Source organism: Amycolatopsis sp. NPDC041971 (assembly GCF_055588925.1).
The window spans coordinates 62,878-81,057 of the sequence record NZ_JBVJCE010000007.1 but is presented as its reverse complement, the minus strand read 5'-3'; the positions used below and the strand labels follow the sequence as shown (position 1 = coordinate 81,057).

General features: G+C 68.2%; 19 protein-coding genes. 16 read left to right on the top strand and 3 right to left on the bottom strand.

All coding sequences use genetic code 11. The features are described from left to right. The first annotated feature begins 42 nt into the window (after positions 1-42). From ACZ6DT_RS16425 to ACZ6DT_RS16380, 10 genes are all read left to right on the top strand, one after another. Entirely contained in the window at positions 43-1,392 is a 1,350-nt protein-coding gene (locus tag ACZ6DT_RS16425) for a cation:proton antiporter (RefSeq protein ID WP_465595096.1), read from the top strand. 304 nt (positions 1,393-1,696) lie between these two features. Beyond that, the gene (locus tag ACZ6DT_RS16420) at positions 1,697-3,109 is read left to right on the top strand and encodes an NDP-hexose 2,3-dehydratase family protein (protein WP_465595686.1); all 1,413 of its coding nucleotides are present in this window, start codon (positions 1,697-1,699) and stop codon (positions 3,107-3,109) included. 1 nt (position 3,110) lies between these two features. Beyond that, positions 3,111-4,088 carry an NAD-dependent epimerase/dehydratase family protein gene (locus ACZ6DT_RS16415; protein ID WP_465595093.1) on the top strand — a complete coding sequence of 326 codons (978 nt, stop codon included), beginning with the start codon at positions 3,111-3,113 and terminating at the stop codon, positions 4,086-4,088. Continuing rightward, positions 4,085-5,194 carry a DegT/DnrJ/EryC1/StrS family aminotransferase gene (locus ACZ6DT_RS16410; protein WP_465595090.1) on the top strand — a complete coding sequence of 370 codons (1,110 nt, stop codon included), beginning with the start codon at positions 4,085-4,087 and terminating at the stop codon, positions 5,192-5,194. The genes ACZ6DT_RS16415 and ACZ6DT_RS16410 overlap by 4 nt, the downstream gene beginning before the upstream one ends. A 23-nt stretch (positions 5,195-5,217) precedes the next feature. Then, positions 5,218-5,835, top strand: a complete 618-nt coding sequence (locus ACZ6DT_RS16405; RefSeq protein ID WP_465595087.1) for a dTDP-4-dehydrorhamnose 3,5-epimerase family protein — start codon at positions 5,218-5,220, stop codon at positions 5,833-5,835. A gap of 164 nt (positions 5,836-5,999) precedes the next feature. Next, positions 6,000-7,100 (top strand): 3,5-dihydroxyphenylacetyl-CoA synthase DpgA, encoded by a 1,101-nt coding sequence (gene dpgA, locus ACZ6DT_RS16400; protein ID WP_465595084.1) that lies wholly within the window; start codon positions 6,000-6,002, stop codon positions 7,098-7,100. After that, positions 7,094-7,756, top strand: coding sequence for an enoyl-CoA-hydratase DpgB (dpgB, locus tag ACZ6DT_RS16395; protein ID WP_465595081.1), 663 nt, complete (start codon positions 7,094-7,096; stop codon positions 7,754-7,756). The genes dpgA and dpgB overlap by 7 nt, the downstream gene beginning before the upstream one ends. Next, the gene (gene dpgC, locus ACZ6DT_RS16390) at positions 7,753-8,967 is read left to right on the top strand and encodes a (3,5-dihydroxyphenyl)acetyl-CoA 1,2-dioxygenase DpgC (RefSeq protein ID WP_465595078.1); all 1,215 of its coding nucleotides are present in this window, start codon (positions 7,753-7,755) and stop codon (positions 8,965-8,967) included. The genes dpgB and dpgC overlap by 4 nt, the downstream gene beginning before the upstream one ends. Further along, positions 8,964-9,761, top strand: a complete 798-nt coding sequence (gene dpgD, locus ACZ6DT_RS16385) for an enoyl-CoA-hydratase DpgD (protein WP_465595075.1) — start codon at positions 8,964-8,966, stop codon at positions 9,759-9,761. Before dpgC ends, dpgD begins: the two co-directional genes overlap by 4 nt. A 209-nt stretch (positions 9,762-9,970) precedes the next feature. After that, a complete protein-coding gene (locus tag ACZ6DT_RS16380; protein WP_465595072.1) occupies positions 9,971-11,047 on the top strand; it encodes a 3-deoxy-7-phosphoheptulonate synthase in 1,077 nt (358 codons plus the stop codon). On the opposite strand, the gene ACZ6DT_RS16375 is transcribed toward ACZ6DT_RS16380, so the two are convergent. After that, positions 11,048-11,449, bottom strand: a complete 402-nt coding sequence (locus tag ACZ6DT_RS16375; RefSeq protein WP_465595069.1) for a winged helix-turn-helix transcriptional regulator — start codon at positions 11,447-11,449, stop codon at positions 11,048-11,050. It abuts the gene before it with no gap. Positions 11,450-11,477: 28 nt separating this feature from the next. On the opposite strand from ACZ6DT_RS16375, the gene ACZ6DT_RS16370 reads away from it, so the two are divergent. Beyond that, complete coding sequence (locus ACZ6DT_RS16370; protein ID WP_465595066.1) at positions 11,478-12,056, top strand: hypothetical protein; 579 nt, start codon at positions 11,478-11,480, stop codon at positions 12,054-12,056. A 272-nt stretch (positions 12,057-12,328) separates the two neighbouring features. On the opposite strand, the gene ACZ6DT_RS16365 is transcribed toward ACZ6DT_RS16370, so the two are convergent. Further along, positions 12,329-13,234, bottom strand: coding sequence for an oxidoreductase (locus ACZ6DT_RS16365; RefSeq protein WP_465595063.1), 906 nt, complete (start codon positions 13,232-13,234; stop codon positions 12,329-12,331). Between the two features lie 95 nt (positions 13,235-13,329). Here ACZ6DT_RS16365 and ACZ6DT_RS16360 point away from each other — a divergent pair, with 95 nt between their 5' ends. The 5 genes from ACZ6DT_RS16360 to ACZ6DT_RS16340 all read left to right on the top strand — a co-directional run bounded on the left by ACZ6DT_RS16360 (position 13,330) and on the right by ACZ6DT_RS16340 (position 16,679). After that, entirely contained in the window at positions 13,330-14,007 is a 678-nt protein-coding gene (locus ACZ6DT_RS16360) for a DNA-binding response regulator (protein ID WP_465595060.1), read from the top strand. 443 nt (positions 14,008-14,450) lie between these two features. Next, the gene (locus ACZ6DT_RS16355; protein ID WP_465595057.1) at positions 14,451-14,765 is read left to right on the top strand and encodes a hypothetical protein; all 315 of its coding nucleotides are present in this window, start codon (positions 14,451-14,453) and stop codon (positions 14,763-14,765) included. Between the two features lie 33 nt (positions 14,766-14,798). Next, on the top strand, positions 14,799-16,007 hold the full coding sequence (locus ACZ6DT_RS16350; protein ID WP_465595054.1) for an NlpC/P60 family protein: 1,209 nt from the start codon (positions 14,799-14,801) through the stop codon (positions 16,005-16,007). 88 nt (positions 16,008-16,095) lie between these two features. After that, complete coding sequence (locus ACZ6DT_RS16345; RefSeq protein WP_465595051.1) at positions 16,096-16,506, top strand: hypothetical protein; 411 nt, start codon at positions 16,096-16,098, stop codon at positions 16,504-16,506. Positions 16,507-16,550: 44 nt separating this feature from the next. Then, the gene (locus ACZ6DT_RS16340; protein ID WP_465595048.1) at positions 16,551-16,679 is read left to right on the top strand and encodes a hypothetical protein; all 129 of its coding nucleotides are present in this window, start codon (positions 16,551-16,553) and stop codon (positions 16,677-16,679) included. Here ACZ6DT_RS16340 and ACZ6DT_RS16335 read toward each other — a convergent pair. Beyond that, positions 16,676-17,677: a glycosyltransferase gene (locus ACZ6DT_RS16335; RefSeq protein ID WP_465595045.1), complete on the bottom strand. Its 1,002-nt coding sequence runs from the start codon at positions 17,675-17,677 to the stop codon at positions 16,676-16,678. The two genes, ACZ6DT_RS16340 and ACZ6DT_RS16335, sit on opposite strands and share 4 nt — an antisense overlap. Between the last annotated feature and the right edge of the window lie 503 nt (positions 17,678-18,180).

Here is an 18,180-nt window from a genome sequence, read left to right as displayed (position 1 = left end):
ATGCCGGGTGTCTCCGCGGTGGACCTTCCCTGAAGGAGGAAGGTGCTTCTCTCACTTCCCGCGCCGATCGCCCCGATCGCCGCGCACAGTCTCCTGATCTTTTTGCTCCAGGCAGGTTTGCTGCTCCTGCTCGCCGTCGTCTTCGGGCGCCTGGCCGCCCGGTTCGGGATGCCCGCTGTCGTCGGCGAACTGTTCGTCGGGGTGATTCTCGGCCCTTCGCTGCTGGCGTGGGCCGCACCGGGGCTGCACGGCTGGCTGTTCCCGGCGGTCGCCGAGCAGTACCACCTTCTCGACGCCGTCGGCCAGATCGGTGTCCTGCTGCTGGTCGGTCTCACCGGTATGCAGATGGACATGCGCATGGTCCGGCGGCGCTTCGGTGCCGCCGCGGGCGTCGGCTTCGGCGGCTTGATCATTCCTCTTGGCCTCGGTATCGGCGCGGGTTTCGTCCTGCCGCGGGTGCTGATTCCCGACGGCACCGACGTCACCGTCTTCGCTCTTTTCCTCGGCGTGGCGATGTGCGTCAGCGCCATCCCCGTCATCGCGAAGACCCTCATCGACATGAACCTGTTGCACCGCAATGTCGGACAGCTCACGCTCGCCGCGGGAATGATCGACGACGTGTTCGGCTGGTTACTGCTGTCCGTCGTCAGCGCGATGGCGGTGCAGGCGGTCACGGCAGGCACCGTGCTCGTTTCCCTCGCCTGTCTGATCGCCATCGTCGTCTTCGCGCTCACCCTCGGCAGGCCGCTGGCACGGGGTGCGCTGCGCATGGCAGGCCAATCCGACGGTCCCTGGGCCACCGTCGGTGTCGTTGTCGCCCTGCTCCTCCTCGCTTCGGCCGGTACGCACGCCCTCGGTCTCGAGGCCCTCTTCGGGGCTTTCATCTGCGGCATCCTGATCGGTACGGCGGGAAAGGTGGACCCGGTCAAGCTCGCGCCCCTGCGCACCGTCGTCCTTTCGGTGTTCGCACCGCTCTTCTTCGCCACGGCCGGGCTGCGGATGGATCTCACCGCGCTCATCCGCCCAGAGGTACTCCTGACGGGACTCGTGGTGCTCGCGCTGGCCATCATCGGCAAGTTCGTCGGCGTGTACGCCGGAGCGCGGATCAGCGGCCTGAACAAGTGGGAGGGACTGGCGCTCGGCGCCGGGCTGAACGCGCGCGGGGTCATCGGGATCATGGTCGCCACCGTCGGTCTGCGGCTGGGCATCCTCGGCGTGGAGATCTACACGATCGTCATCCTCGTCGCCATCGTCACACCGCTGATGGCCCCGCCCATCCTGCGGTTCGCGATGAAGAGGCTGGAGCAGACCGCCGAGGAGCAAGTGCGGGAGACCGAACAGCGGGCTTGGAGCACGCAAACGGCGACGAACCAGAAAGAACAGATTCCCTAGTTTCCCGTGATCCTGCTCGCCGCACGCGTGTTTTGAGGGACGGCACACGTGACTGGAGGGACGACAACGAAACCAGAACGTCGAACAAGCGCCGATCACACGGGCCGAATCCGGAAAAGCGAATTGGACGAACTGGACCTTCGCGAGCGTCCGAAGCTACCTTTTGCCGGGGCATGGGGGCTGACGTAGCGGTGACGCGCCCGGGACTTCCGTCGGTGCTCAGGGAGACCCTCGCGGTTTCTCCTCAGTGCCGGCCAATGACCGATCGACGACATGGAGCAGCGCGATGACGGGAAGTCCTTTGATGCTGCGTCGCCTGGTACCACCTCCCTCGGTGCGCCCGCGTGACGATCGCGGCCACGCCGATCGCATCGCCTTGTCGGCGGCCACCACGGACGGAGTGCACATGCGGACCGAAGACGTCCGCGCGTGGATCACCGAACGCCGTGCGGCCAACGTCTTCCACGTCGACCACATCCCGTTCGCGGAGCTGGACCAGTGGGGGTTCCAGGACGGGACCGGCAATCTCGTGCACAGCAGCGGACGGTTCTTCGCCATCGAAGGCCTGCACGTGATCGAGCAAGACGGTCCGCACGGTGACGGCCCCTACCGCGAGTGGCAGCAGCCGGTCATCAAACAGCCCGAGGTAGGCATCCTCGGCATTCTCGGCAAGGAGTTCGACGGGGTCCTGCACTTCCTGATGCAGGCCAAGATGGAGCCGGGAAACCCCAATCTGGTGCAGCTTTCGCCGACCGTGCAGGCCACCCGCAGCAACTACACCAAGGCGCACGGCGGTACGAACGTCAAACTGATCGAGTACTTCGCCCCGCCCGACCCCGACCGGGTCATCGTCGACGTCCTCCAGGCGGAACAGGGTTCCTGGTTCTTCCGGAAGAGCAATCGCAACATGATCGTCGAAACCCTCGACGACGTGCCGAAGTGGGACGACTTCTGCTGGCTCACCCTCGGCCAGATCGCGCAGCTGATGTACGAGGACGAAACGATCAACATGAACGCGCGGAGCGTGTTGTCGTGTCTTCCCTACCATGACCCGGCTCCCGGCGCGGTGCTCTCCGACGTCCAGCTCCTGTCGTGGTTCACGAACGAGCGTTCGCGCCACGACGTGCGTCCCAGCCGCATTCCGCTCAAGGACGTCCGCGGCTGGAAGCAAGGTGTCGAAGCGATCGAGCACGAGGACGGCCGCTACTTCAAGGTACTGGCGGTGGCGGTGAAAGGCGGCAACCGCGAGAAGATCAGCTGGACCCAGCCGTTGCTCGAATCCGTCGGGCCGGGCGTCGTCGCGTTCCTCGTGCGCGAAATCGGTGGTGTGCCGCACGTTCTCGTGCACGCCAGGGTCGACGGTGGTTTCGTGGACACGGTCGAGCTGGCGCCGACCGTCCAGTGCACGCCCCACAATTACGCGCACCTGCCGGCGGAGGACCGCCCGCTCTTCCTCGACACCGTCCTGGCCGCTCCACGGTCGCGGATCCTCTACGAGGCGATACATTCCGAAGAAGGCGGCCGTTTTCTCAACGTGCGGGCCCGCTATCTCGTGGTCGAGGCGGACGACACGGCCGATCCGCCGCCCGGCTACGCCTGGGTCACGCCGGCCCAGCTCACCGCGCTCACCCGGCACGGGCACTACGTCAACGTGGAGGCCCGCACACTCCTGGCGTGTATCAACGCCTTGACCGCACAACCGCACGGAGGTGCGTGACGTGAAGCTGATCACCGTTCTCGGCGCGTCGGGCTTCATCGGCTCGGCCGTCACGCGCGAACTGGCCCGGCGGCCGATCCGGCTGCGGGCGGTGGCGCGCAAGCACTTCACCCCCGCGCCCGGCCGAGCGGAAACCACCGTCGTCACCGCCGACCTCACCGACCGGGCGGCGCTCGCCGACGCGGTAGCGGGTTCGGACGCCGTCGTCTACCTGCTACTGGGAGACGGCGGCTGGCGTGCGGCCGAGACCGAGGGTGGCGAACGCGTGAACGTCGGCGTGCTGCGGGACCTCGTCGATGTCCTCGGAAGTGGCGAAGGGACGCCTCCGCTGGTGGTGTTCGGCGGTACCACCTCGCAGGTCGGTGTGCCACCACGGGAACCACTCGACGGGAGCGAGCCCGATCATCCGGCGACTCCGTACGACGTGCAGAAGCTCGAGGCCGAACAGCTCCTCAAGAAGGCCACCGCCGATGGCCGGGTGCGCGGTATCAGCCTTCGGCTGCCGACGATCTTCGGTGAGACCGCGACGGAAGGGGCGAACCACGATCGTGGTGTCGTGTCCGCCATGGCGCGGCGAGCGCTCGAAGGCCTGCCGCTCACCATCTGGGGTGACGGGACGGTGCGACGCGATCTGATCCACGTCGAGGACGTCGCGAAGGCGTTCACCGCGGCACTGGACAGCCCGGATTCCCTGGTGGGCGGGCATTGGCTGATCGGTGCCGGCCGGGGCGATCGGCTGGGCGAGGTGTTCCGGCTCGTGGCGAAGGAGATGGCCGAGCACACCGGAAAGAGCCCGGTGGAGGTGACCTGCGTGGAACCACCGTCCCACGCGCCCGCGACGGATCTTCGCAGCATCACCATCGATTCCACCTCCTTCCGGACGATCACCGGCTGGCGTCCGGAGATCTCGCTGTCCGAGGGCGTGCGCCGCACCGTCGCCGCGTTGACCACCCCAGTTCACGGAAAGGCTCGCTCATGACCACGCGCGTTTGGGACTACCTGGCCGAATACGGGAAGGAGCGGCTCGACCTGCTCGATGCGGTCGAGACGGTCTTCGACTCGGGGCAGCTCGTGCTCGGTGCGAGCTTGCGCGGCTTCGAAGAGGAGTTCGCCGCGTACCACGGGGTCGGGCACTGTGTCGGCGTCGACAACGGGACGAACGCCATCAAGCTCGGCCTCCAGGCGCTGGGTGTCGGTCCGGGCGACGAGGTGATCACGGTATCGAACACCGCCGCTCCGACCGTGGTCGCCATCGACGGAACCGGCGCCACCCCGGTCTTCGTCGACGTCCGCGAGGACGACTTCCTGATGGACACGAGCCAGGTCTCCGCCGCGGTCACCGAGCGCACCAAATGCCTGCTGCCCGTGCATCTGTACGGGCAGTGTGTGGACATGGCTCCGCTGACGGAGCTCGCGGCGAAGCACGGACTGTCCATTTTGGAGGACTGCGCGCAGGCGCACGGGGCCCGGCAGAACGGCACGATCGCGGGGTCGACCGGGGACGCGGCCGCGTTCTCCTTCTATCCCACCAAGGTGCTCGGCGCGTACGGCGACGGTGGCGCGACCATCACCTCCCGCGAAGACGTCGAGCGGCGGCTGCGGCGGTTGCGGTACTACGGCATGGAAGAGCGCTACTACACGATCGAGACACCCGCCCACAACAGTCGTCTGGACGAGGTCCAGGCCGAGATCCTGCGGCGTAAGCTCAAGCGGCTCGACGCGTACACGGCGGGCCGCCGCGCTGTCGCCGAACGCTACGTCGAAGGTCTGGGCGACACCGAGCTGAAGCTTCCGCGGACCGTTCCCGGCAATGAGCACGTGTACTACGTGTACGTGGTGCGCCATCCCCGGCGCGACGAGATCCTCGAGCGGCTCAAGGCGTACGACATCCAGTTGAACATCAGCTACCCGTGGCCCGTGCACACCATGACCGGGTTCGCCCACCTCGGCTACGAGACCGGCTCGCTGCCGGTCACCGAGAAGCTGGCCGGCGAGATCTTCTCGCTGCCGATGTACCCGGCGCTTTCCCCGGACCTGCAGGACAAGGTCATCCACGCGGTCCGCGAAGTGCTGTCCGACCTCTGACCACGCCAACCACAGGAGCAGCTGTGCAAGCACGTAAACTCGCCGTCGAGGGAGCGCTCGAATTCACCCCTCGCGTCTTCCCGGACGACAGGGGCCTGTTCATCTCGCCGTTCCAGGAGGAAGCCTTCATCGAGGCCCACGGCGGACCGCTTTTTCCCGTGGCGCAGACGAACCACAGTTTGTCCAAACGAGGCGTGGTGCGCGGCGTCCATTACACCGTGACTCCGCCGGGGATCGCGAAGTACGTTTACTGCGCCCGCGGCAAGGCCTTGGACATCGTGGTCGACATCCGGGTCGGCTCGCCCACGTTCGGGAAGTGGGACGCGGTCCTGATGGACCAGGAGGCCCATCGGACGATGTACTTCCCCGTCGGTGTCGGCCACGCCTTCGTCGCGCTCGAGGACGACACCGTCATGTCCTACATGCTTTCCGGGGGTTATGTGGCGGAGAACGAACTCGCCCTCTCGGCACTGGATCCCGCACTGGGCCTGCCCATCGACTCCGGCGTCGACCCGATCCTGTCCGATCGGGACCGGGTGGCCATCACACTCGCCGAAGCGCGGGAGCGGGGCCTGCTGCCCGACTACGCCACCAGCCGCGAGATCGAGCGGCGGCTGTCCGGAGTCCCGCTCTCCGCCTGACTTTCCCTGTCCGTGAAGGACTCCTTGAGGGACCCAGAGTCCCTCAAGGAGTCCTTCACGGACCATTATCCGAAACGAGAACAGAGAAAGGTGAGATCGATGTCCGCTGCGCAGTTCAAGCAGCTCCTTCGAAGCAAGTTGCGAACTTGGGGATGGATGTATCGATGACTGCTCTCGCCGAATCAGCCGAGGACTTTTCCGCACTGACGGGACTCACCGAGATCACCAGGTTCGCCGGTGTGGGGACCGCGGTTTCCGAATCGTCCTACTCGCAATCCGACCTTCTCGAAATCCTCGACATCGAGGATCCGAAGATCCGCTCGGTCTTCCTCAACAGCGCCATCGATCGGCGTTTCCTCACCCTGCCGCCGGAGGGTCCCGGCGGCGCCCGCGCGGCGGAACCGCAGGGTGACCTCCTCGACAAGCACAAGAAGATCGCCGTCGACATGGGCTGCCGGGCGCTGGAAGCCTGTCTCAAGTCGGCCGGAGCGACGCTTTCGGACCTGCGTCACCTGTGCTGTGTCACCTCGACCGGTTTCCTGACCCCCGGGCTGAGCGCGCTGATCATCCGAGAGCTGGGCATCGACCCGCATTGCAGCCGTTCGGACATCGTGGGCATGGGCTGCAACGCCGGACTGAACGCGCTCAACGTGGTTTCGGGCTGGTCCGCGGCCCATCCAGGCGAACTCGGCGTCGTCCTGTGCAGCGAGGCGTGCTCCGCCGCCTACGCCCTCGACGGCACCATGCGGACCGCGGTGGTCAACAGCCTTTTCGGCGACGGATCCGCGGCTCTCGCGCTCATCTCCGGCGACGGACGCGTGCCGGGTCCGCGCGTCCTGAAATTCGCCAGCTACATCATCACCGACGCCGTCGACGCGATGCGTTACGACTGGGACCGTGACCAGGACCGGTTCAGTTTCTTCCTCGACCCGCAGATTCCTTACGTGGTCGGCGCGCACGCCGAAATCGTCATCGACCGGCTGCTGTCGGGGACGGGCCTGCGCCGCAGCGACATCGGCCACTGGCTGGTGCACTCCGGCGGGAAGAAGGTGATCGACGCCGTCGTCGTCAACCTCGGCCTGAGCCGGCACGACGTCCGCCACACCACCGGTGTGCTCCGTGACTACGGGAATCTCTCCAGCGGCTCCTTCCTCTTCTCCTACGAGCGGCTCGCCGACGAAGACGTCGCCCGCCCGGGGGACTACGGCGTGCTCATGACCATGGGGCCTGGCTCCACAATCGAAATGGCGCTTATCCAATGGTGACGCGGAACGAAATCAAGGGCGAACCGGTGCTGCGCTTCGACGGCTCCCGACCGCTGTCCGCCGCGGCGGTCGAGGAGATCGACGGTCTCTGCGACCGTGCCGAGGACCAGCGTGCACCGGGACCGGTCATCGTCCACGTCACGGGCGCCCCGCCCGCCGACTGGACGAAGGGACTGGCGGTCGGCCTGGTCTCCAAATGGGAGCGTGTCGTGCGCCGGTTCGAACGGCTCGGCAGGCTCACCGTCGCGGTGTCGTCGGGCGAATGTGCCGGAATGGCACTGGATCTGCTGCTCGCCGCCGACATCCGGATCGCCGAGCCGGGGACCCGGTTGCGGCTCGCCTGGGCGGGCGGCGGTGCTTGGCCGGGGATGAGCCTCTACCGGCTCACCCAGCAGGCGGGTGCGGCCGCTATCCGGCGGGCCGTGCTGGTCGGCACCCCGATCGAGGCGGATCGCGCGCTCGCCCTCGACCTGATCGACGAGGTGTCCGACGACCCGGCGAAGACGCTGGCCGAGCTGTCCCGGGTCACGGACGGACCCGAAACGGCGATCCGCCGTCAGCTGATCTTCGAAGCGGGCTCGACCACCTTCGAGGAGGCGCTCGGTTCCCACCTGGCGGCGGCCGACCGGGCCTTGCGGCGGGAAGCCAAGTCGTGACAACGCATTCGCCAGGGCTCGATCTCCGGGCCCTGGCGGGGGAGGCCCACCGGGTCGACGACGACGTCCGTGCCTCGCGCACGGCTTTCGTCGAGGCACACGCCGAAGAGATCTACGACGAACTCACCGGTGGCCGGACGCGGTACCTGCGCATCGGCGAACTCGTCCGGGCGGCCGCCCTCGCCTTTCCCGGTCTGGTGCCGTCGGAGGAGCAGATGGCGGCCGAGCGGTCGCGTCCGCAGGCGGAGAAGGAAGGCCGCGAGATCGACCAGGGCATCTTCCTGCGCGGGATCCTGCGCGCGCCGAAGGCCGGTCCGCATCTGCTCGACGCCATGCTGCGGCCCACCACCAGGGCGCTGCGGCTGCTGCCCGAGTTCGTCGAGACCGGTGTCCTGCGGATGGAGGCGGTCCGGCTGGAACGCCGGGACGGTGTCGCGTATCTGACCCTGTGCCGGGACGACTGCCTGAACGCCGAGGACGTCCAGCAGGTCGATGACATGGAGACCGCGGTCGACCTGGTGCTGCTCGATCCGGCCGTCCGGGTGGGACTGCTGCGGGGTGGGGTGATGAGTCATCCGCGGTACGCGGGGCGCCGGGTGTTCTGCGCGGGGATCAACCTCAAGAAGCTCAGCTCCGGTGACATCCCGCTCGTCGATTTCCTTCTGCGGCGGGAAATGGGCTACCTCCAGAAGATCTTCCGCGGGTTGCTCACGGACTGCTCGTGGCGGTCGCGGTCGACCGACAAGCCCTGGATGGCGGCCGTCGATTCCTTCGCCATCGGCGGCGGGACCCAGCTCCTCCTGGTCTTCGACCACGTGCTGGCGGCGTCCGACGCGTACCTCAGCCTGCCCGCGGCGAAGGAGGGGATCATCCCCGGCGCGGCCAATTTCCGGCTTTCCCGCATCGCCGGGCCGCGGGTGGCCCGGCAGGTGATCCTCGGCGGACGACGGCTCCGGGCGGACGAACCGGACGCGAGGTCCATCGTCGACGAGGTCGTCCCGCCGGAGGAGATGGACGCGGCGATCGACCACGCGCTGGCGCGGCTCGAAGGAGAAGCCGTGGTGGCCAACCGGCGCATGCTGAACCTCGCCGAGGAACCGCCGGAGGAATTCCGCCGGTACCTGGCCGAATTCGCGCTGCAGCAGGCTTTGCGCGTCTACGGCGCGGACGTGATCGGCAAGGTGGACGGTTTCGCGGTGGGCTCGCGATGAGTGAGACCCGGGTGCGCTACGAGAAAAAGGACCACGTCGCCTACGTCACGATGGACCGGCCCGAAGTGCTGAACGCCATGGACCGGCGGATGCATACGGAACTCGCCGGGATCTGGGACGACGTCGAAGCCGACGACGAGATCAGGGTGGTGGTCCTGACCGGCGCGGGAGATCGCGCTTTCTCCGTCGGGCAGGACCTCAAGGAACGCGCGCGGCTGACCGAGGAAGGCGTCGAGGCCTCGACGTTCGGCAGTGGTGGTCAGCCGGGGCATCCCCGGCTGACCGACCGGTTCACCCTGTCCAAACCGGTGGTCGCCCGGGTGCACGGTTACGCGTTGGGCGGCGGTTTCGAACTGGTGCTCGCCTGCGACATCGTGGTCGCTTCCGAGGATGCCGTCTTCGCGTTGCCGGAGGTCCGTCTCGGCCTGATCGCCGGCGCGGGCGGCGTGTTCCGGTTGCCGCGGCAGCTTCCGCAGAAAGTGGCGATGGGATATCTGCTGACCGGGCGCAGAATGGACGCGGCGACGGCGCTTCGTCACGGTTTGGTGAATGAGGTCGTACCGTTCGCCGAACTGGATCGATGCGTCGCCGAATGGACGGACAGCCTCGTTCGGGCCGCTCCGCTTTCGGTCCGCGCGATCAAGGAGGCCGCGCTGCGCTCGCTCGACCTTCCGCTCGAAGAGGCGTTCAAAACCTCTTATCCGTGGGAAGAACGTCGACGGTGCAGTGCCGACGCGAGCGAAGGAGCCCGTGCCTTCGCCGAGAAAAGGGATCCGACCTGGACCGGCCGCTGAATCAGCGGGAATCGGGTTGGACAGGGCTTTCACCATTGTTTCGCGTGAACGATGGTGGGAGATTTTCCGGGTAAGGGAAATCTCCTCACTTGAGTGATGCCGGGCTTTTCTCCAGCTTGCTTCTTCATTCACCCGAGACCGCCGTCCGGGGGAGGGAAATCCCGGCTTTCCCTCCCGCCCGGTACCGGCAGAAACCCTGGATATCTGTGATGACAACCATCGCCGCGGTCGAACTCGACAACCAGCGCATCGACCGTATGGTCCCGCTGGTCACCCCGGCCTTGCTGCACCACGAACTGCCGCTCGGCGCCACCGCGGCCGACACGGTGCGGCAAGGCAGGGAAAACGTCCTCCGCGTCCTCGACGGCACGGACGACAGGCTGCTCGTGATCGCCGGGCCCTGTTCCATCCACGATCCCGCCGCCGCCCTCGAATACGCCGACCGCCTCGCCGCCCTCGCCGGCCGGTTCGTCGACGACCTCCTGATCGTCATGCGCGTCTACTTCGAAAAGCCCCGCACGATCGGCGGCTGGAAAGGGCTCATCAACGACCCGCATCTCGACGGCACCGGTGACGTCAACCGCGGCCTGCGCATCGCCAGGGATCTGCTCCTCGAACTCGCCGAGGGCGGGCTGCCCGCCGCGTGCGAGTGGCTGGACACCACGATCCCGGCCTATCTCGCCGACACCGTTTCGTGGGGCGCGATCGGCGCCCGCACCGTCGAAAGCCAGAACCACCGCATGCTGGCCAGCGGCCTGTCCATGCCGGTCGGCTTCAAGAACCGACGCGACGGTGATGTCACCGTGGCCGTCGACGCGATCCGTGCCGCCGAGGCGCGGCACGTCGTCCCCGGTGTCGACCCCAGCGGGCTGCCCGCCATCCTGCACACCGTCGGCAACCCCGACTGTCACGTCGTCCTGCGCGGCGGCAACAGCGCGCCCAACCACAATCCCGCGTCCGTCCGGGGAACGCTCACCGCCCTGCAGAACGCTGGCCTGCCGCGCCGTGTGGTGATCGACGCCAGCCACGACAACAGCCGCAAGGACCATCTCCGGCAGGCCGTCGTCGCGGGCCAGATCGCCGAACAGATCAAAAACGGCCAGCGCGGCATCGTCGGGGTCATGCTCGAATCCAACCTCCAGGCGGGCCGCCAGGACCTCCACCCCGACCGGCCGCTCACCTACGGCCAGTCCATCACGGACGCCTGCATCGACCTCGCCGCCACCCAAGAGGTCTTCCAGACCCTCGCCACCGCGACCGCCGCCCGCCGGGCCGGTGCGAAGTGACTACCTGATCGCCTCGGCGCACCCCATCGCCGTGTTCGGCGCGGCGTCGCCTTGGGTGCGCCGGAGACGCGCCTCACCCCAGACCCGGACCTCCTCGACCACGGGCAGGACCGTGGCCCCGTAGGGCGTGAGCCGGTAGATGACGCGCGCCGGGACCGGCCCGGTGACCACGCGTTCGACGAGACCGTCGGCCTCGAGTTCGCGCAGCTGTTCGGCCAGCACCTTGGGTGTGATCGGGGTGCCCCGGCGGCGAAGACCGGCGAAATGGGACTCGCCGTGGGCGAGCCAGTACAGCAGGGTCAGCTTCCATTTCCCGCCGATCGCGGCGAACGCCGCGGCCATCGGACAGCCGGGCAGCGGGTTGGGACGCGAAAGGTTACCCGCAGGTGCCTTCTTGTTCATGGCCGTCCTCCGCTCGGATAGTCGGACCATGACCGTGCCATACAAACGAATCCTGACAGTGGGCCTTTCGGCTCTGATGCTGATCGCGACAGCGGTCTCTCCCGCGGCTTCAGTCGCTTCGGTCGCTTCGAGCGCCGATGGGCAGCGGGCGTTCGACTGGGAAATCGGGACCTGGCGGTCCACGGTGCGGGTGCTCGCCGAGCCGCTGTCCGACTCCGCGGACCAGTGGCTCCAGTTCGACGGCACCAGCACCGTGCGCCCGCTCATGGACCGGCGGGCGAACGTCCTCGAGTTCGCGGTCTCGGGGCCGCACGGCCGCATCGACGCGCTCAACCTGCGGCTGTACGAACCCCAGGCGCGGCGGTGGAGCCTGACCTTCGTCAACATGCGCGACGGTCTGCTCACCCCGGCGGTCTACGGCGGCTTCCGCGACGGTGTCGGCGAGTTCCACGGCGACGACCGGATCGGCGACCGTCCGATCAAGGTGCGCTTCCTCGTGGTCCGCCACGGTCCGGACGTGGCGAAATTCGAGCAGGCGTTCTCGGCCGACGGCGGGACGACCTGGGAAACGAACTGGGTCGCCGTGGACCACCGCATCCGCCGGTGAGGCCTCGGTACAGCGGGTCGTGAGTAACGTTTCAGGTTCTAGCGAGCCCTCTCTAGGCACCTACTGCGTGGTGAGGTACATGAAGGCCCCCTTCCTGTACCTAGGCGCAAGGAAGGGGGCCTTCATGTACTGGGAAAGGGACCTACCGGGCGCCGCCATGGCTGGTGGTGCCACTGAGGCTCAAGGCGGCGTCCGGACCCACCCGCAGCAGGTACTTGAAACCCTCTTGGCTCTAGCCCGAATCGCCACTCACGACCACCTGGACCGACCGCTCACTCTCGCCCGCCGCGGCCGACCGTGTCGAGCAGCGCCAGTTCGTCGTCGCTCAACCGGATGCCGCCCGCCGCGACGTTCTCCTCCAGGTGGCGGGGATCGCCGGTGCCCGGGATGGCGAGCACGTGCTCGCCGCGGTGCAGGGTCCAGGCGAGCCGGATCTGCGCCGGGGTCGCGTCGTGTGCCGCGGCGACCTTCGCGATCTCGGCCTCGCCCGGAACGGAGCCGGGCGTGGGATCGCCGGGAAACGAGGTCGTGACGGCGAAGAAGGGCACGAACGCGATGCCGTGCTCCGCGCACAGGTCGACCAGGGCGTCGTCTTCCCGGTCGGCCAGGCCGTAGCGGTTCTGCACGCAGACCACCGGCGCGATCGTCCTCGCCTCGGTCAGCTGGTCCGCCACGATGTTGGAGACGCCGAGGTGGCGGATCAGCCCCGCCTCGCGCAGGTCGGCCAGCGCGCCGAAGTGTTCGGCCGGCGATCCGCGTTCCTTGCCCATCCCGGAGCCCCAGCGCAGGTTGACGACGTCGAGGTGGTCGAGGCCGAGTTGCCGGATGTTCTCTTCGACCTGGCCGCGGAGCTGATCCGGCCGCGCGAAGGAGAACTCGCCGTCGCGGGAGCGGCCCGCGCCGACCTTCGTGGTGATCACGAGGTCTTCGGGATAGGGCTGGAGCGCGGTGCTGATCAACTCGTTCGCCGACCGCTGGGGAGTGAAGTAGAACGAAGCGGTGTCGATGTGGTCGACACCGAGTTCGATCGCGCGGCGCAGGACCGTGATCGCGTCCTCGCGGCTCTTGGGCTTCTCGTCCCACGGCATCCCGGTCAACCGCATCGCGCCGAGGCCGACGCGGTTGACGGTGAGGTCGCCGAGCCGCCAGGTGCCCGCGTCGTCGTGAAGGTTCGTCATACCCATCAGCGTCGTGACGGGCCCGCCGGTGGTCAGGAAATGGCAACAACCTGCCACCTGGTCGCGAGCCGTGCGGTTGGGGCAGTATCGAGGCCATGCGGACGGGTGACGGCCTCACGAGGGCGGGCGATTCGGTCACCGTCGTGCGCGGCGAAGAAGAACTGTTCCGCCGGGTCGGGCATCTGTTCTCGACCGTGACCGAGCTGGCGTGCGCCGCCAACGACCTCGCGACCTGGGTGGCGGGTCGGCGGCCGGACGAGCTCACCGCGGCCACCGAGCGCCGGTCCGGCGAGCTGCGGATCCGCAAGATCTACCGGGCCGGTCTGCTGCTCGACTCGGCCTCCGCGCAGGAGCTGGCCCGGGTCAGCGGCCGGTTCGGCGCGCAGATCCGCGTCTCGACCGAGGACGTCAACGAGACGATCATCATGGACGGCAGGCTCGTGATCCTGGCCGGTGACCTCACCGCCGGGCAACGCGGCTACAGCGTCATCACCCAGCCCGAAACCGTGCAGGGGGTGATGTCGCTGTTCGAAACGGCCTGGCGATCGGCGACCGATCTCGCCGTCTACGACGCGCAGGTCGCCGAGATCCGGCGGCTCGCGCCCGCGGTGCTGGACCTGCTCGGCAGCGGTGTCAAGGACGAAGCCGCCGCCCGGACCCTCGGCCTCGGCGTGCGGACCTACCGGCGCCGGGTGGCCGAGTTGATGGCCGCGCTGGGCGCCGAATCCCGCTTCCAGGCGGGCGTCCGGGCACGCGAACTCGGCCTGGTCTAGGACTCCGGCCCGCCCCCCGGGAGCGGTTCGCAAGCGACCTGCCACGACTGCGGCACGCCCCCGCGCGCGGCGACGATGCCCCCGACGATGGCGCAGGTGGTTGTCGACGTCGCCACCGGCGCCGCGGTTGTCGGGGACGAAGAACATCCGGGAAACGAGTTCTTCCGGTGACCCGGCCGGGTCAGGACCCGGCTCGGCATCCCGTGGTCAGCGGGGGCCGGGAGGGTAAGATCCTCCCGCCGAGGGCGTCGTCGACACGCGTGGACCGGATACGGAAATCTTCCGGGAACCACCGCGCGGCCCGATGCGTCGATGTACACGAACGGCGTCATCGCGTTTCGGGAAACGACGCGCACGGGTGAGTGTGAACTCATAAGGTGCGCGGTAGAACAGTGTGGGTCAGGCAAGCACGCGCGCAGGCGCCGGGACTGGAGGGATCATTCATGACTCGCCGATTCGATCCAGAGCAGATCGCCGCGCTGGCCAAGAAGGTCGGCGGGCTCAAGGACGGCTTCAGCGGGACGGGCAAGGACCTGGGCGACGGCGATCCCGGAGGCGCGTTCGGCGACCTGAAGAACGCGGCCAGCACGGGGACCACGATGAAGGGGTTCCACCGCGGCGTGAACGCCGAGCTGGCGGCCGCCGTGAAGCTCGTCGACGCCGCGTCGAACGCGCTGGCCAACGCCGCCGAGCGGATGCGGAACGACGAAGCCGCGGGTGTCCACACCCTCCGCGGCGGCGCCCGCGAGCGGGATTGATCGGACTGAGACGGGAAGCAGGGGGATTTACCGATGACCACCGCGGAGCGGAATCCGAGCACACTCGACGACCCGTCGCATGACCGCCCGAAGTCGTTGGACGCCATCGACAAACACGCCCAGCAGGCGCAGAAGCTCAATTCGAGCGCGGTCAACGACCAGGCGAGGAAGGTCGGCGGCGCGGCCACCAGGGCGAACGATCTCGGCGACGATCTCAAGCTCTTCCGTGACGACGTGCTGCGCGAATGGGAAGGCAAGGACGCCGACGCCGTCGCCGAGCACCTCGAAAAGCTCGGCAAGGCCAGCTACAAGGTCAGCGACAAGGCCGAGGCGGCCAAGAACATCCTCCAGCGGGTCTCCGAAATCCTGGACGAGGTCAAGAAGAAGGTCGCACAGCTCGCCCAGGAAGCCAAGGACAAGGACGCGGACAATCGCAAGCTGATCGACTCGGCCCGGCGTCGGAAGAACGGTTCCGAGAACGAAAACGAGATCGCCGCCGCCGCGTCGGACATCGAGCGGCTCCGGCAGCTCAACGAAAAAGACTCGAACGGCAAGAAGGACGAGATCGAGCGGGCCCTGGACGAGGCCGAGAAGCAGATCGACGATCTCCTCAAGCCGCTGGGCCTCGAGATCGAGGGCGGTTTCCTCGAGCTGGTGCCCGCCGATGACGGCCAGACCACGGCGTCGAGCGTCAACGCCAAGCCCGTCGACTCCCGGGTGAGCAGCACGCCCAGCTACGGGGGCGGGGACGGCGGTGGTGGTGGTGGCGGAGGCGGCGGCGGTGGTGTCGCCGGGGTGCAGGGCGACGGCAGGCCCGCCAAACCGATCGACGCCCAGGGGGACAACCCGGCGAAGATCGCCGAGAGGTTCCTCGGCCGCAACGCCGGCGACCTCAAGGGCAGTGGTGAACTGCCCGCCATGCAGTCGTGGGTGCCCAACAACGTCAACTGCGCGAACTTCGTTTCCGGCTGTCTCGAGGCGGCGGGCCTGATCGACAAGGGGCAGGCCAGTGCCTCGGTCGCGGGTCTGTCGGCCAACCTCGAGGCGGACGGCTGGAAGTCCGTGCCGCTCTCCGAAGCGAAACCGGGCGACGTGGTGATCTCGAACAACGGCGGGCACGTCGTGTTGTACGCGGGTGACGGCCAGTTCATCGGCTCGAACAACGTCAACCCCGACGGTTCGCAGAAGATCAGCATGGGCGGCGGTGGCGGCCTCGTGAAGATCCTCACCCCGCCGACCTGATCCGACACAACGCCAGCGCGTCACCGGGCAAGCTGACGCGGCCGCCGTCGTCGGCCGCGTCGCTGCCCCGCCAGTGGGAGGTAGCTAGATGTACACCCCGTCCGCACGACCCTTTCCGGTGTCGCTGAATCCCGGCGACCCGGTCCGGGAGGCGGTACTCCAGGCCGCCACCGCCCGGCTCGACCAGGAGTTCGGTGATCGGGTCCGGGTCGCCGTGGAACAGCTCGACCGGCTCGGTCCCTGGGTGTTCCTGCAGGGGACGATGCGCGGCACCGAAGCCGGTCGTGCGTACTACGCCGGCACCGTCTACGAGAACAAGCGGGCCGATGGCGTCATGTCCGACGTCTACGTCGCCCTGCTCAAGAAGAAGAGCGAGACGAACGTCGACGACGACGCGCGGTCCTGGCGGGTGGCCAACTGCGCCATCGGCCCGACCGACGTCGCCTGGCTGACCTGGCCGGACGAGCACGAAGTACCGCAGGAGCTCTTCGGGTTCTGAGGCGCCGTGAGGGGTTTGGCGCGTTAGGGCCAACGGTGTCTTAGGTGTCGACTGCCGGTGCGCGGGTGGCGGTTTCGCGTGATCCGGCGGAAGACACGCGTGATCCGGCGGAAGACACGCGTGATCCGCTGAACGACACGCGTGATCCGGCGGACGACACGCGGCGGGCCTAGGCTCGGCCCCACTTCGGCAGGTCGCGGGCGACCTCGTCGGGGGAGGGCATCCGGGCGATTTCCCCGGCGATCGCACGGGCCGCGTCGCGATGCTCGGTGTTTCCGTGGTGCGGCAGAAGACTCCGCGTGTGTTCGGTGATCGCCTCCGCGCTGAGTTCGCCGGGCTGGAGGCTCAGCGCGGCGCCCGCGGCCACCAGGGCTTCGGCGTTGGCGAACTGGTCGGCTCCCTGGGGGAGGACCAGCTGCGGGACGCCGACGGCGAGCGCGCCGAGGGTCGTGCCACTGCCGCCGTGGTGCACGACCGCGTCGACGTGCGGCAACAGCTCCGCTTGCGATATCCACGACCGCACCGTGACGTTGTCCGGCACGGCGCCGAGTTCCGCCGGGTGGACCCGTCCGGCGGCGACCACGACCTGTGCGCCGAGCGGGGCCAACCCCTCGATGGCCGTGGTGAGTACTTCCGGCGTGCCGAACGCGGTCCCGAGCGTCAGGTAGATCAGCGGCCGCGTGATCCCTTCGACGCGTGGTGCCGGTTCGGAATAGGGCACGGGACGCAGTGCGATGCGCTCGGCCGTCGCGAGGAATCCCTTGTCCTGCAAAGACGGCGGGCAGATGTCGAGATGTGGCCGGTCAGGCGCGCCGCCGGCCCGCGTGGGCTGCTGGAGCCCGATGCCTTCGGGGATCATGCGGCCGAACCCGTGCCAGAGGCCGGGGATTCCGGCGCGCTCCGCGGCGACGGCCGCCCCCGGCAGTCCCCATTCGTGCACGACGAGGTCGGGCCGTAGCCGGGCCAGTTCCGGTTCGAGGTCCTCGGCGTAGATCTCGTAGAACGAATCCGCCGGGCGAAAGGGCCGGAGCCCGTTCCTGAGCAGCGGCGGGTGGACGTGCTCGCCCGCGGCGAAATGCACTTCGTGCCCGGCGTCCCTGGCGGCGACGGCGAGGGGGATCAGCGGATAGGTGTGGCCGACCGACGCAAGGCTGGCGAAAAGTACTCGCATGCGGACCAGTTCCGTTCGGAGACGTTTGGATGGGCAACTCAGATGTTGAGAACATCTGAGTACAGCCTAGCCCATCTTCGATTCCCCTTGGTCAGGGACGGCGCCCTCGTGCAGCGGAAGCCGGTAGGTCTTGCCGTCGACCGGCGAGGACCGCGGGGTGAGCACCGGAAGCGGATCCTCCCGACGGTGGGGCCGCCCGAGGGCCTGGTTTCCAGCTGCTACCGCTGTTCGACGGCCGCGTTCCGCACCGGAGAACCATTTCCCGCGACATTGTTCCCACTGCACGCGGAAAGAAGTGCGGTGCCCGAAGGTTCGCTTCCTCCTGCCCGCATAAGCAGGACCTCCGCCGGCTTCGCGATCTTCTCTGACGGCGGTCTCCGGACCGCCTAGATTCCCTTGCCTCTCAAGGGAAACTCGGCCAGTCGGCGCGGGGGGGGGGGGGGGGGGGGGGGGGGGGGGGGGGGGGGGGGGGGGGAGGGGGGGGGGGGGGGGAGGGGAGGGGT